General features: G+C 55.5%; 9 protein-coding genes. 2 read left to right on the top strand and 7 right to left on the bottom strand.

Translation table 11 applies throughout. The annotated features are described in order from the left end of the window. Positions 1-5: 5 nt before the first annotated feature. The 4 genes from phnG to aepX all read right to left on the bottom strand — a co-directional run bounded on the left by phnG (position 6) and on the right by aepX (position 3,663). Positions 6-449: a phosphonate C-P lyase system protein PhnG gene (phnG, locus tag HP572_RS00135; protein WP_240584446.1), complete on the bottom strand. Its 444-nt coding sequence runs from the start codon at positions 447-449 to the stop codon at positions 6-8. Next, positions 450-1,343, bottom strand: coding sequence for an NAD(P)-dependent oxidoreductase (locus HP572_RS00130; RefSeq protein ID WP_240584445.1), 894 nt, complete (start codon positions 1,341-1,343; stop codon positions 450-452). It abuts the gene before it with no gap. A 52-nt stretch (positions 1,344-1,395) separates the two neighbouring features. Beyond that, positions 1,396-2,550 (bottom strand): phosphonopyruvate decarboxylase, encoded by a 1,155-nt coding sequence (gene aepY / locus HP572_RS00125; protein ID WP_240584444.1) that lies wholly within the window; start codon positions 2,548-2,550, stop codon positions 1,396-1,398. Positions 2,551-2,730: 180 nt separating this feature from the next. After that, positions 2,731-3,663: a phosphoenolpyruvate mutase gene (gene aepX / locus HP572_RS00120; RefSeq protein ID WP_240584443.1), complete on the bottom strand. Its 933-nt coding sequence runs from the start codon at positions 3,661-3,663 to the stop codon at positions 2,731-2,733. Positions 3,664-4,444: 781 nt separating this feature from the next. On the opposite strand from aepX, the gene HP572_RS00115 reads away from it, so the two are divergent. Then, positions 4,445-5,674 carry a DUF4034 domain-containing protein gene (locus HP572_RS00115; RefSeq protein ID WP_240584442.1) on the top strand — a complete coding sequence of 410 codons (1,230 nt, stop codon included), beginning with the start codon at positions 4,445-4,447 and terminating at the stop codon, positions 5,672-5,674. Positions 5,675-5,881: 207 nt separating this feature from the next. Beyond that, positions 5,882-6,526, top strand: coding sequence for a hypothetical protein (locus tag HP572_RS00110; RefSeq protein WP_240584441.1), 645 nt, complete (start codon positions 5,882-5,884; stop codon positions 6,524-6,526). A 462-nt stretch (positions 6,527-6,988) separates the two neighbouring features. Here HP572_RS00110 and HP572_RS00105 read toward each other — a convergent pair whose 3' ends face one another. The 3 genes from HP572_RS00105 to HP572_RS22910 are packed head-to-tail and all read right to left on the bottom strand — an operon-like array spanning position 6,989 to position 15,460. Then, positions 6,989-9,103: an amino acid adenylation domain-containing protein gene (locus HP572_RS00105; RefSeq protein ID WP_240584440.1), complete on the bottom strand. Its 2,115-nt coding sequence runs from the start codon at positions 9,101-9,103 to the stop codon at positions 6,989-6,991. Beyond that, positions 9,100-14,883 (bottom strand): non-ribosomal peptide synthetase, encoded by a 5,784-nt coding sequence (locus tag HP572_RS00095; protein ID WP_256462088.1) that lies wholly within the window; start codon positions 14,881-14,883, stop codon positions 9,100-9,102. Before HP572_RS00095 ends, HP572_RS00105 begins: the two co-directional genes overlap by 4 nt. After that, the gene (locus HP572_RS22910) at positions 14,876-15,460 is read right to left on the bottom strand and encodes a condensation domain-containing protein (protein ID WP_256462087.1); all 585 of its coding nucleotides are present in this window, start codon (positions 15,458-15,460) and stop codon (positions 14,876-14,878) included. The genes HP572_RS00095 and HP572_RS22910 overlap by 8 nt, the downstream gene beginning before the upstream one ends. Positions 15,461-15,471 lie beyond the last annotated feature (11 nt).

The following is a 15,471-nucleotide window of genomic DNA, read 5'->3' as shown; positions in this document are numbered from 1 at the left end:
ACAAATCATTCCCCCCTGACCAAAGTAAAGAAATTCACTCGGCTGGCCGCGACGTCGTGCCGTTGCTGTTCACGACGCGCACGCTGTTGGTCCGCTAGCGGTGTGATGATGCGCTCCCATATTTCATGGAAATAGGATCGGGTTTGCAGGAGTGCATCGATCCAGGCGCACAGCTCGGCATGCGGCTTGTTTCTGCCCGCGATATAGCTGTAGCCGCACGTTCCATCTTCCAGTTGCACCGCCGCGCGCGTCACCGTCATGTCACCCACAATAAAGCGCGGGCCATCGACCTCCATTCTCCCCTGTAGCTGGATCAAGCCGATCTGCGTCGGGCGTAAGAGCTGGTAGTCCGTTGGAAAATGCAGCGTGTTCCAGTGCGCTTCCAGCGCGGCAGGATCGCTGTGGGCGAGGATGGACATCCAACGTTGTCGCTGTGTTAGCTCTGACATCTAGTCCCTCCCCGCTGGCAAAGTCCTTGAGAGATAAGCAAAGCAGGCGGTTTGATCCTGAGGATCGGCCGAGAGATCCGCCGTATTTTGATAGCACTGGCGCGCCGTATCGAAGAATTCGCTTTGAATCGTCGATCGCTGGAAAAGCGTCTGCGCCAGATCGAGATCTTTCAGGCGAATGGATAGCGGGACAGATACGGCTTCACGCGGGTTCAGATAGCGATCCAGCATCACTTCCATATAGGTCGAGCGTCCACGTCCCAACGTCAGCGCGTTTGCCAGCACCTCCGGGGCGATGTCGTGGGCTTCCGCCAGCAATAGCGCTTCCGCCGCCACCAGCAGGTGCACCGCCTCACAATAGTTATTAATCACCTTCATGGTCTGTGCGCTGTGGTTACTCGCCATCAGCACGTAGCGATCCGACAGGCTGGTGATGACGTCGTTAACCGCGCTGGCAACGTCATCCGCATAAGGCCCGACCCAGGCGGCAAGTTTGCCCTGCCGCGCGCCCTCTGGCCCGCCCGACACCGGACATTCCACATAATGCGCGCCGTGCTGGTGAAAAAAGGCCTCCATCCAGCGGCTCTCTTCCGGCCCTATCGTGCTGATATTGAGTAACACAGGACGATAACGGGTCAGCTTCTGTATCACCTCTTCAGACTGAAAAACGTCACGTATCGCCTCCGCATCCTTCAGGCAGATGAGCACAATTTGTTTTTCCTGCGTGAACAGCTGGTGCAGTTCGGGGGCGGCTTGAGCACCTTCGGCAGCAATCTCGTTCGCTTTGCGATGAGTCCGGTTGAACACACTAAGCGAAAAATGCCGCTGTAATAGTCTGAGCGAGATCGCTTTTCCTAATACACCAACACCAACTAAAGAAACAGAATGAGTCATATCGGCAATCCTTGTCGCTAAGGGGTAGGCAATACTCAGGTATTGCCGCTTATCAAGAGATCTGAGGAGGTGTATTAAGAAACTGCATAAATGCATCGCGGTTTTGCGCGGGAGAGGTCGCTGGCCGCCCCAGATCGCTGCGATGACCCACGCGGCATTGCACCTCAATGAATTGACTACGTTGCGCCTGCAACGCCTGTTGCAGCGCAGCCTGTAAGGCGTCTTCTGTCTCGGCATAGTACGTTGCGCCATAGCCGCTGGCGGCAGCGATGGGTGCCAGCGGTAAGCGGGACGCCGCCGTGGGCTGCCCTCCCACGGAGTCATGGGCACCGTTGTTGATGACGATGTGTATCAGGTTGCTTGCCTGGGCGGTGTTCGTCAGTCCGCCCATGTGCATCAGCAACGCCCCATCGCCATCCAGACACACGACTTTCCGCTGCGGCTGCGCATCACACAGGCCCAGTGCGATCTGACTGGCCAGGCCCATTCCACCGACGGTCAGAAAATCTCGCTGATGCCCTTCCCCGCGCTGTTCACGCAGTTCATAGAGTTCACGGGACAACATGCCCGTGGTGCTGACGATAGGGAGATGAGACGGCAGCACGTTCAGGCAGGCAGCGACGATGGCTTCTCGCCGCATCAGCGCCGATTCAGCCTTTGGATTGGCAGATGCCGCTGGCGAGGAAAAGGTATTCTTTCTTACCACCAGTGCCACAGGGCGGTGTTCATCATGCGCACGCTGGAGCAGCGCCTGAATGTCATCCCACGGCGGCGTGTTACGGCTATCCAGCACAATATGCGGAATATCAAGCACATTGAGCTGAGGCAACGTGACTCTCCCCTGCATCACATGCTGCGGCTCATCGTGCAGTTGCTTACCGCTGTCATCGACTTCGCCACGCCAACCAATAATGAGTAACAGCGGAATGCCATAAACATCCGGCGTAGCCAGAGAGCAGAGGGGATTGATCGCATTGCCCAACCCCGAGTTTTGCATATAAACCACGGGCAGCGTTCGCGTCGACAGATAATGCCCTATCGCCATGCCCACCGCGCAACCTTCATTACTCGCGATACGGTGGGCAAGCCCCCCATTATTACTTCCAATCGCCAGACAAAATGCTTTTAATAATGAATCTGGGACGCCACTGAAAAAATGCACGCCATGTTGAACAAGAAATTCGATCAGCTTATTCGGGTCAATCACAATAAACCTCCATTTCGCTTCATACTGTATTTAATAGCGATGATAACGCCTTCATTTTTTCATTATTTGGCATGGATAATGAGGGGCAACATAATGGCTTTGCTTCAACAACAGCAATAAGCCTACAGCGCCAAATAATCGCGTTATAAAATAATTATACTGACTACCTAATAGAGGGCGTTATCGCGTACCGGGTATCAGATCCAGAATGTCTTTTATCGACATGCATTTATCCTCAACTTCCAGCGTTCGACCATGCTTGAGGATTTCTGGCAGAATAGATTTCATGGCAGGATAAGCCGCACGTAACATATGATTGGCATAAATAACGATATTGAACCCGCCATCAATTAGCTGATCGAAAGTAATATCGTTAAAACTGGTTGGAACACAAACCAACGGTAAATGGGGGTAATGATCGCGGAATTGCCTGGCGAACGTTAAAATCTCAGAAGGGTTCTTATGTCGACTGTGAATCATAATGCCATCGGCACCGGCATCAGCATAATGCAGGGCGCGGTTTAGCGCATCCTCCATACCGACGTCCAGAATCAGGCTCTCAATACGCGCGATCAGCATAAACTCGGGCGTCAGCTGTGCTTTTTTGGCCGTCGTAATTTTTTCGCAAAAATCCTCTACGGAAGCCTGCGTTTGCTTTACATCGTTACCAAATAAAGAATTCTTCTTCAGGCCGGTTTTATCTTCGATAATCATGGCGGAAATACCCAGATTTTCGGCAGCGCGGATGCGGTGGGCCAAATGCTCCGTTTGTCCGCCAGTATCGCCATCAAAAATTAACGGGCGAGTGGTGACATCAAATATTTCCGTAATTGCATGGAAACGGTGGCTGATATCCACTAGCTCGGTATCGGGTTTCCCCCGCAACGTCGAATCTGTGAGTGAACTCGACCAAAACGCATCAAATTGATAATGAATATCGCCATCTTCATAAGCGGCTTGTTCTATTAATAAAGCAGAAAGCGGACTGTGAGCCTCCATCACACGAATGCCTTTTTGCTGCTGTAATAATTCACGGAGCGCACTACGGCGTGAACCCGGTGTGCACCCCTTATAGGAATCCGTTGGGGTATGATTAGATAAAATGATAGACATGGTTATCTCCTATGTACCATAGAGTTGGGGGGTATACTTTCCCAGGTAAACCAAGTGCAACAATCAAAAGACCACACACGTTATATTTATTTCAATTAAATAGACCAACAGCTCGATTCTATTCGCTGAAAACAACACTTCAATAGGGGTGAAAATTTTTTGTTTATTTTTTTATTTCGTCTACATTATTGAAATAGCATCAATTTTAAACGAGAAGAAAACATTAGAAACAGGACGTTAATTACAATATGCATCGTTTATTCATGTTAAAAAACTAAAAAAATAGTTATTTTTGGTTATTTAATTCAATACATATCTACTACGCAATGAGGAAATACGATTGGGATGGATATTCACTACGGAGAATATAATTATAAGATAAATTATTATCATGGAAATTCTATAATATTGATAGACTATCATGGTTTTATGACAATTCTATTTATGCCTCATCAATGTGGAAGTATTGAATACCAAAGTATGGCGTTAGCGCGGCAGTTTAAAAATTTTGCCATTTGTCCATCCAGAGTCGACGTTCAGGCAACGATCTAAACCAGCAACGTCCTGCCGTCTCCGCTTCCCCCGCCCTCATTTACACACTTTTAAACGGTTATTTACATTTATGTAAATATCGATATCTGAAAACCGGTTTATTGGTATAACTATAATCATTATCAAGTAGATACAACACAGTAACCCCCCGAAATCCTGCCTGCACATGTTGCTGATGAAGCACCTTGTGCCGGCGTGATGACTCAACAACAGGCTAAAAATTTACGCTATGACATCAATCTCTGAATCACTCACCGCACTGGTGAAGCGCCGCGCGCAGCTGCGCGAGATGTTCACGACGCATCAATTCGATGCACTTGATACCCTGCTGGAGCAAGAACACCAGGTTTGGCTGGACGGCCCTAACCTGCCTTATACCTATATTTGGCACATCAATTCGCTCTTTGACCCAGCGCTGCCTGATGCCGATATTCTGTCGCACTTGCAGGCCTGGGTTGCAGCCCATCCTGAGAGCTATCACGCCACTCACCTGACCGGGCAGTATTGGGAGAATGCCGCGGCGCGGATACGTACTGCCAACGGTGGGCAATATGTAGAAAACGACCGCTGGATGGGAGCGGAGCTGGCTCGCGATCTGGGCGTCGCAGCATATCTGCGCGCCAGCGCGTTGCATCAGCGACCCGCCCTGACCTTTTCACGCCTGTTTCGTTTGACCTGCTATTTAGGGGAACCACAGTGGCTCGGCGTATTACTACAAGGCGGTGAGCCACTGACCTACGCACAGCGTCAGGCACAGATTGAGCCCGAGCTTTGGGAAGCGGGTCTACAGCACCTGCGCAATGAAGGGGCACAAACGCTTGTTGAGCTTCCTGTCGCGCTACCGGCTCCACTGCCAGCCAGGGAGGATCACGAGTGGGAAGATCCCATGAACTACTGGCTGCGCGTCACATTAGCCGTTCGCCCACAGGATCTGGCGATTCGCAAAGAGTGCGTTTACTTCCTGTACCCACGCTGGGGCGGCAGCCATGAGGCAATGACGCAATTTATTGATGGGCCACTGTGTGAAGCTCTGACAGAGCAAGAGCGTAACAGCCTGCGCGTGACCCAGTGCTGGGACTATGTTGGCTATGACGCGCTCCTGCCTGATGCTCAGGACACAGAAAGCGTCGCGTACTGCCGAAAAACCCTCGATTGGCTGCTAACGCTTGAGCTCAGCGTGGATGTTCGAGCTCAGGTACTACGGAAATATGCCAGCTTCCTCAGTACCTATGCACGAACGAAAGAAAATGACGATATCCACTGGAATAAAGTCGATATGCAATTGGCCTATGACCTGATGGTTGAGGCCTGGCAGGTTGATCTTCCTGAATCACACCCAGATGAAGGTGCGCTTGATACCTTAATAAGCTGTGTGAATTTTGCCGGTATCGAAGATAGCTTTAATTTAATGCCGAAATTTCTGGAACGCTGTCAGGCATGGGCAGATTCAGCGTATTAAACCACTATCGCCGCGCTCGCCAGCAAATTTGGTTTCTATGGCATCGCTCAGGGCCAATTCGACAGCGATGCGTTACTCGCGCGTTGCAGCACTATCAAGTCTGATGTCAATTTTGGTCAGGCCGCCGCCAACCTGTTTGAATCCGTTTCCGAAGAAGCAGGCGTTTTTCTGTTACACGAAGCGGCCAACTGGGGGGAAGTGTCCTCAATGGCCTCACTGGGTGACCTCTATTCCGGCTATCTATCACGCATGTATGGTCGCGATCCTTCACCTTATGAAGATCACGAAAAATCACGCTATTGGAAGGAAGTGTCAGCGGAGAAAGGCCACGTCATAAGCATGTACAACGTGGCTTATAATCTGGTCAATGAAAATGATGCGCTGACGCCGGAACAATATCAGCGTGTGAGCAAACTCTTATTCAGCGTACTGCGTAGCCCTAACCTGGGCAGACAAGTGTGGGAACGTTCAGCACGGGAGTTGAGTACACACTTGCTGTTTAGCGGTATTCCTGAAGATCAGCAGCGCTGTGTGGATGAGGTCCTCCCCCTATTATGGGACGACGAAATGGATGATAACCGCGACTATGCGGCTGGTTATTACGCGTATGCTTTCCGTAACGGCGCGGGCGTAGCCCAGAATAGCTATCTGGCAAAAGTGTGGATCGACCGCGCGTTGGAAATCAGCCCTGATAGCCAGTACAACCACGATCGGGCGAACGAAATCTATCAACGCAGCGGCATGCTGGGCGGCGTTCGAGCCAAAATGGGCTTCAACCGCGATAAAGCGCAAATGGATGCACGTGGACGTGCGATCACATTTGGCGATGACGCCCATCAGGAGCACCAGTAAGCCCCCCTATCATCGTGCTGTTTTATATACAAATAATATAGCGGCGAAACTGGGGTTGACCGTTACCCGGCGTAAGAAATTATGCTGAGGCGGGAACAGGTTTAGGATGAGCCGCATGGACGCGGCGAAAGCTTGCGCCACGTCTGACAAAAACGTCGAGACGTTTTTGAACAGCACTTGTGCTGGCCCGAAGGGAGAGTCCCATTTATGGGGCGAGTAAACGTGTCGCAAGCGGTCCGTTAAACCTGATACCGACGAAGGCACCGCGTCAGCGGCATAATTTAGCCGGAAGCCAGGGTTCACAGGGCGACGGCAACTGAGCCGCCCTGTGCGGGCGCGTGCTACGAGGTAGCATGAAAATAGCAGTATTATGGCGCACGAAACCATCTCCGCATTCACATAGAATGTGATCAGGAAACCGCTCATCGCAGTGAAATGGCAGCACCGCTGCCCCACTGACTATCAGACGTCCGTCAAACGCTTGCGATCGACCTTACCGCTGCCGGTTTTGGGCAGTTTGTCGAGCACCACAATGCGCCCCGGCACCATATAAACCGGTAAGAATTGATGCAGCTGTTTGCGCAGCGCCAGTTTCGTCATCTCCGAGCCGGGTTTATATTCCACGTAACCGACCAGCACCGCCTCATCTCCTTCCCCCTGAAGTTTGACGGCCGCATCCTGCACCTGCTCGATCCGCTTCAATTGTGCCTCGATTTCCCCTAACTCGATGCGAAATCCCCGTAATTTCACCTGATCGTCGAAACGCCCCAGATACTGATAACGATCGTCCACCAGCAGCCGGACTTTATCGCCGGTGCGGTACATTCTCTGCCCGGATTCCACCTGTTGAATAAAACGATCTTGCGTCAGATCGTCACGCAGCCAGTATCCGCTGCTCAGCGCGTCACCGAGAATACACAGTTCGCCGACCATCCCTTCCGCCAGCGGATGACGATCGTCATCGATCACCAGATGCTGATAGCCCGACAGCGTGTTGCCCAGCGCGACCGTGTGCTGGTTCTCCAACGCCGCGCCATCAATCTGCGCCATCTGCGACCAAATTGTCGCTTCGGTTGGCCCATAGCAGTTCCACAGCGTCCTGCAACGGCTGACCAGCCGCTGCGCCAGTCGTAGATCCAACGCTTCACCGCCGCACAGCGCCACCAGATCGGGTTTGCCCTGCCAGCCTGCTTTGAACATCATGCGCCAAAAAGCAGGCGTGGCCTGCAATACGTTGATCTCCGGCCGAGTCTGCAAATACGCCGCCACCGCCTGCGGATCTTTGTACTCCCCGTGCGTGGTCAGGTGCTGCACGCCGCCGACCCATAGCGGCGCAAACACTTCCAGCATGGAGATATCAAACGCCAGCGTGGTAATCAGCAGCCAGTTGGCTTTATCCGTTAAAGCCAGCCGATCTACGCTGGCATGAATAAAGGTTTGCAGCGCCCGCTGACCAATCACCACGCCTTTGGGTTTCCCCGTCGAACCGGAGGTAAACATCATGTAGGCCGCCGTTTCCGGTCCACCGGTCCGCGCCAACTGTACGCTCGCCGTAGAATCACTGGCGGCATACGGTAAATCACACAGGTTCAGTATCGGGCAGTCAAACGCCAGCAAGCCGCCGGTATAACCGTCCTGCAAGACCGCTGCCAACGCCGCTTCCTGCTGAATCGCCTGTAGACGCTCTCCCGGAAAATCCGGCTCCAGCGGCACAAACGTCACCTGAGAAAACAGGCAGGCCAGCAGCGCCGCCACGGTGTCAGGCTGACGGCTAAGATGCAGCCCCACGCGCTGACCGGCCGTCACGCCCTGCGCTGCCAGCGCCTGCTGAATCAGCGCCACGCGTTGCAGCAGTTCCCGATAGCGAATTTCGCGCTCCTGAAAGACGATCGCCACGCGATCCTGACGCGTTTCCTGAGCAAGGCGTGCCAGCAGTTCATCATGCAGCGCAAGCGTTGTCGCTCTGTGCGGTAGCGGCACCACCTGCGGGCTGAGGCGAATCTGTGCCAGCCGTTCCCAGCGCAATGCCAGCAGGCCATCAAGTAGCTGCGTGAGATCGCGGGCAATACGCTGTAGCTGCCGATTGTCGAACTGCCCGTCAGGCGCAGTCAGAATGACCCGATCGTTCTGAACCTGCACGATTAGCGCCACGTTTTGCGCCGCTTTTTGTACTACTACAGGTAACGATGCAGCCTCCCCCACGATCAGCAGGCTGCTAAACAGCGCATGCTGGGTATCTGTGGTCAGCATCTCTGACGCAGACTGCGGATCGCATGACGATCCCACGGCAGCGATCCACTCGCTGACGAGACGATCGCGCTGTTGAAAATTGGCGATCAATGGCCTCACGCTGTCAGGAAGATCGGCCGTGACGAGCGCCGCACACACCTGCTCTTCACCGCTGTATTTGTACAGCAGCCAGCTCCACGCCGCGCTCACCAGCGAAGCAGGATAGTGCTTAATCAGTTCACTGCTGTGCCGCTGTTCACCGTGCGCGGCACCCACCCGTTGCCCGAAGGCCGTGGGCTGTTGGATATCCGCCAGCGGATTCCCCACTGCTTCATCGTTCCCTGTCATGACAGCGTTTCCTCATTGGCGGTAACCCTCGACTGTGCCAGATACCCGCTCAGCGCCTGCGGTGAAGGATAGCGTTGTAGTAACGCCACACTCACCGGCTGCGCTAACGTCCGGCTCAATGCCTGTGCCAGCGCAATACGCTGGAGCGAATCGACACCGCTTTCACACAGCGTCTGCGACCAGAGGCCGGATTCACTGAGGCTAGATTCACTGAGCTTCAGCGTTTGCGCCCACACGCGCAGCAGCGACTGGGCAGACGGCGTATCAGGCGAGCCAACGTGGTTACCCGACGCGGTTTGCTGCGTTGTGTCGTGTGCCGCCACGGCGACCGTCTTATGATGTCCAATAATCTCGGCTGGCTGCTTCGGTGAGCTATTCACCAGTGCCACCACTTCGTCATGCCAACGCATCAGCACCCGACGCGCCTGCGCGCTGTCCAGCACATCAGCATCAAACTCGAAGCGCAGCAGCATGCAGCCCGCCTGCTCACGCACCACCAGATTCAGCGGCATCTCGACTTTTTCATAAGCAGCTGAGAATTCGGGAGATAACCGATGCGGCTCATCAGCACGTTGGCCCTGTTCTGCTTTTGCGCCAGGATAGTTTTCATAGATAAACAGGCTGTTGAACAGACGCGGACGTCCGGCCGTCAGCGCAATCAGAGACTGCGTAGCATGCTGGTTCATCGCCATCAGCTCATTCTGCAACTGTACCAGATGCTGTTGCAACGACACTGGCTGCTGCCAGCTCAGCGCCAGCGGCAGGCTGTTGATGTACAGACCCACGCTGCTCGCCACGTCCTCCACCGGACTTTCCCTGCCCGACAGCACGTTCCCGACAATACTGACCGCATCGCCGGTTGACCGCGCCAGCAGCCGGTGCCAGGCGTATTGCGCGATAATGCTGTGCGTAACGCCCACCTCGCGGGCAAAGGCAATGAGTGTAGCCTGATCCTGTTCGTTCAGACTCACGCCGGTAACCTGCGGTTCAACCTGCGTCAGGTGCTGGCTGAGATCGGCGCGTTTCCCCGCCGCCGCAAACAGCATCGCCACATCGTTCGTCTGCGCCAGCAGCGGCTGCCGCTGCTGCCAGAAGGCATCGACAGCGGGCTGCTGCGCCACGGCGTGTAGCGCATGATCCACATAAGCACGATCCGACTGAATCGCGGATGTTTCGCCGTGCATAAATGTTTCACCGCGCATCAGCAGCAGGTAATCACGATGTACCGCGCCCAGCAGCTGTGGGCCGCTCCAGCCATCAATCACGCTGTGGTGACAGCTCAGGAGCACCCGATAATCCTGCTCACCCAAACGGAAACAGGCAATGCGTAAGAGCGGCGGCTGCGACAAGTTAAATCCGGTGCGTAAATCCTGCTGGCGATAGCGCTCGATAACCGCCAGTGGATCGGACTCCTGCGCCACATCCTGATAGTAGAAAGGCAGGTCTGCCTGCGTCACAATCACCTGTACGCTGGCACACTCGCTTTCCAGCGCGGCACGCAGCGCCGGGAAACGCTGAATCTGACGCTGCCATGCCTGACGATAGCCTTTCACATCCAGCGCCTGCGCATAGCGGATCGGCGTTTGCAGATGGTAAGCATCGTCCTGTGGACAGCGCAGGCGGTGATACAACATCGACTGCTGGAGCGATGACAGCGGCAGCAGCGTGTCGATGTCATAATGCTGTGACAGGCTGTCGAGCTGCTTCTGGCTCAACGTCACCGCTGGGAAGTCGCTAGGGGTAAAGGCGGTTCCGTGATTCAGCTGTGCCAGACAGGCTTCCGTCAGCGCACGCAGATTTTCCGTCAGTCGTGCCATCAGGCGTTCGCTGTCACGCTGGTTGAGGCAACCGACCTGACGCAGCGTCAGCTGTCCGCCCGCAATACCGCCGTGAAGGCTGATAACCTCTGCCGGTTTATTCTCCGGCGCGACGAAGCCTCCCGGTGCGACATCCACCGGACGCCACACGCCAGCCGCCTGAACCGACAGCCCGAGATAGTTGAACACAATTGGCGACAGCGTCAGCGAACCGCCCTGCGGATGATGGTAGCGCAGCGGATTAAACCCGACGCCTTTATCCGGCACCTGACGCAGCTGTTCCTTGCTGGATTTAATCAGGGAAGCCCAGTCGGATCGATCTTGCAGACACACCGGATAGGTGCTGGTAAACCACCCCACCGTGCGGCTGACATCCAGCGTCGGATCAATCGCCTCGCGACCGTGCCCTTCCAGCATGATGCGTGCTTTGTCACCCCAGCCGAGATCGTTTAGCGTGCGGGTCAGCGCCGCCAGCAGCAAATCGCTGACCTCGGTATTAAAGGCGCGGTTGGCCTCGCTCACCAGTTGGCCTGTGGTTTCCGCATCCAGCGTCAGAATCGCTGCACTGGCCTGGCCCTGCGGATCTTTCGCCGCCAGCAGCGCCGTCTGATCCACGCCGTCTTCCTGCGCCTGCCAGTACGTCAGCTGCTCCGCATGCTGCGTAGCATAGTTACTCAGCGCCATGCCCCACTGGCGATAGCTCGACGTTTTCGGCAACAGCGGCTCACCGAGATACAGCTGCTCCAGATCGTCGACCAAAATGCGCCAGGACACGGCATCAATCACCAGATGGTGGAAAGCGAGGAACACCGCCGTGTCCGCCTGCGGATGGTGACGTACCAGTGCGGCAGCCATCATTCTTCCCTGCGTGAGATCGAATTCACTCTGCAACGCGGTAAACGCCTGTTGCAGACCGTCGTCACCGAGCTGGCGATAATCCAGCGTCTGCAATGTAGGACAAGGCACATCTGTCAGATAGCGCTGTCCGTCGGCATCACAAACCAGACGCAGTGCGTCATGCTGCACTATCAGCGCCTGCAACATCGTAGTCAGGCGTTCGGTATCCACGTCCGGCAGTTGGATCATCACAGCCTGATTCCAGTGATCAGGGCGCGCCAGCGGCTGTTCCATAAACCAGCGCTGAATCGGCAGCAGTGCAAATTCGCCTTCCAGCGTGCCCTGCTCCGCGATAATCCCTGTGTCATGGGTATTCTGTGCCAGCACGCGGCACAAACGCCGTACGCTTTTTGCCTCGAAAACGTCTTTCACCGTGCAGACATAGCCCGCACTGCGCAGGCGCGTCGTTAGTTGAATACTGAGGATGGAATCGCCGCCTAAGCGGAAGAAATCATCCTCAACGCCCAGCGGCGTATTCAGCACGCTGCGCCAAATCGCCAGTACGTCCGCTTCCAGAGGATTATCGGCTTCGCCGTCGCCCTCGCTGGCTTCCAGCACTGGTGGCAGCTGTTTCGTATCGAGTTTGCCGTTCGGCGTCAGCGGCATGTCTTCCAGCAGAACCAGCCGGAAAGGCACCATGTATTCCGGCAGGTGCTTCGCGACATCAATCAGCACGGCGGCAGGCTCTGGGCTGCTGCTACCGGCTTTCACCGCGCCATAAGCAACCAGCGCCGGACGGTTCCCGACCTGCGCCACGATGACTTTAACCTGCTTCAGCGACGGACATACCGCCGCCAGTTGTGCCTCAATTTCACCCGGTTCGATGCGGTAGCCACGCAGCTTAATCTGCTCATCAATACGGCCACAGTATTCATAGTCGCCGTTGTTCAGCAGTCTGGCCTTATCACCCGTGCGATAAATGCGCAGCGTCGCCGAGCCGTGTTCGACATTATTCACATCATTCAGCGAGATATGTTCAAAACGGCTGGCGGTCATCTGCGGCTGGTTGAGGTAGCCACGCGCCAGCCCAAGCCCCGCAAGACACAGCTCACCCGGCACGCCTGCCGGACACAGCTGTCCGGCTGCATCCAGAATCAGCGCCTGAATATGCGCGATGGGTTTCCCGATGGTGACAGGCTGACCTTTACGCAGGCGGGTGCTCAACGCGGTGACGGTACATTCCGTCGGCCCGTACATGTTGTACAACGCGACCTTGTCAGCCCAGTTTTCCACCACGGCGTTCGGGCAGGCTTCACCGCCCATGCCAATCGCCTGAATGCCGTTAACGTGCTGTGGATCGAGAATCGACATCAGCGCCGCCGGCAGGATCAGGTGCGTCGCACCCGCCTGTTCGGCCTGCACAATCGCCCGATCGTTGGGCTCGCCGAACGCCAACGTGCCACCGCTGCTCAGCGGCAGCAGCGTCGTCATGTTACCGGCGTCAAATGAGAGCGACATGCAGTTGAACATGGTGCTTTGCGGTGTGAATGCGATGCGATCGCGATGATCGTCCAACAGATTGATCAACGAACCGTGTTCGATCATGACGCCTTTCGGCAGACCGGTCGATCCCGAGGTGTAGATCACCTGTGCCAGCTGCTGTGCATGGCGCGGAATGGCAGGCGGTTCATCGCCCGGCAGATCGTGCCACTGTGCGACAACCGTAGGATCGGTCAGATCGATGCACTGTTCGGCGGACCACTGTGCCAACTGCTGCCTATCGCCGCCGAGAATGACGGCAAGATTGGCATCGGTAATGATGTGGCGCAGTCGCTCCGGCGGATAGTCGGGATCCAGCGGCACATAGGCAGCACCCGCTTTCCAGACGGCCAGCAGCGCAATAACAAAATAGCGATCGCGCTTCGCCAGCACGCCAACCAGCGACTGTTCGCCCAGCCCCTGACGGTGCAGCCAGTGCGCCAGTTGATTCGACTGCCTGTTCAGCTCAGCGTACGTCAGCGTATCGGTGCGCTGTTCGCCATCAAAGGCTATCGCCAACTGCTGGGGATCGCGCTGGGCGATGGCTTCAATCACGTCGGTTACCGTCAACTGGGGCTGCGGATAGCTACGCGGCAGCTGCTGGCTTTCCGCCAGCACGGCAGCAAAGCGATCCGCTTCCATCAGCGGCAGATGCCAGACATCGGTTTCCGGTGCCTCAACCACGGCCTCAATCAGCCGGATAAAACGGTCGGCGTAATACTGGATCGTTTGGCGCTCAAACAGCGCGGTCGCAAACAGCCAGTCCAGCCGTACCTCGCCCATCAGCTCCGTCACCTTGACCGAAATATCAGTCTTCGCAGGCAGCACGGGCGACGTTTCTTCCGCTGCATCACAACCGGGGATCAGATCGTTGAAATCCACTTTGGCCTGATACACCAGCATCACCTGGAAGATCGGGTTGATCGCGGTGGTGCGATCGGAGCCGATCGCCTCGCTCAGCGCTTCAAAACGGTAAAGTTGATGATCGAAAGCCGACAGATCCTGCTCGCGGCAGTATTGCAGGTAATCGACAAAACTCTGGCTGTCCTGCAACTGGGTACGCAGCACGATGGTGTTAACGAAGAAGCCGACGACATCTTCGATATCCGGCCGCTCGCGGTAGGCCAGCGGCGAACCAATGACGATGTCTTTCTCGCCGCTGATGCGCGCCAGCATCAGGGAAAACACCGCATGCAGACCAATGAAGTTAGACGTATTGTAGCGCTGGCACAGGCGTTTGAATTTATCCCACAGATCGTTGTTGATCGCGGAGAAGATCACCTCACCGCCGCTGTTCTGGTGCGCCGGACGCGGTTTATCCAGCGGCAAGCTGTGCACCTCAGGGATCCCCGTCAGTCGCTCAACCCAGAACGGCTTGAACTCGTTGTGGTAATCCAGAAACGACGCTGAATTGAACCAGTGTGCGTAATCAATATAGTTAAGCTGGGTCGGCTCGACAGGATGAGGCTGGCGGTTTTGACAGGCCAGAAAAGCCGGTTTGAAGTCCGCAAACATATTCTTCACCGACCAGCCATCGGAAATAATATGGTGCTGGGTGATCATCAGCACGTGCACCCGTTCACTCATTTTCACCAGCCGCACGCGGGTGAGATCGCCCGCCGTAAAGATCGAACGGGCGGCTGATTTCAGCTTTCACCTGCTGCTGTAAACGCCCTTCCCGCTCGGCTTCCGGCAGCAGCGAGAAGTCATCATGCTGTATCACAAACGGTTGATAGGCATCGATACGCTGTTCACCCTTGCCCTGTTCATTGACCACAAAGCGCGTGCGCAGGCTGGCATGGCGCTGCGCCAGCGCGTCAAAGGCAAACTCCAGCGCGGCCACATCCAGCGTGCCGGTCAGGCGAAAATAGACCGGCATATTGTAGAGGTGTGACTGCTCTTCGTACTGTTCGATAAACCACAGTCCGCTTTGCGATGACGACAGCGGGCCAGACGTGGCATTCTGCGGCGTGATGGGACGCTCAAACGCCTGCTGCGCCGTCAGGCAGCGCACGATGGCGTCTTTGTTTTCCTTAATCGTGCGCCCAATGTCTGCCGTGATCGCGTCTTTGTTGGACTGCGAAATCAGCTGCCCTTGTGCATTCAACGCCAGACGAACGCCCTGCCGTTCCAGCTGCTTTAACAGCGTTACGATATCTTTCATGACTTGTCACT

It is taken from the genome of Pectobacterium sp. PL64 (genome assembly GCF_022477975.1).
GTDB lineage: Bacteria > Pseudomonadota > Gammaproteobacteria > Enterobacterales > Enterobacteriaceae > Pectobacterium > Pectobacterium jejuense.
Note: the sequence above shows the minus strand (reverse complement) of the source record. Positions and strands in the feature narration are given on the sequence as shown.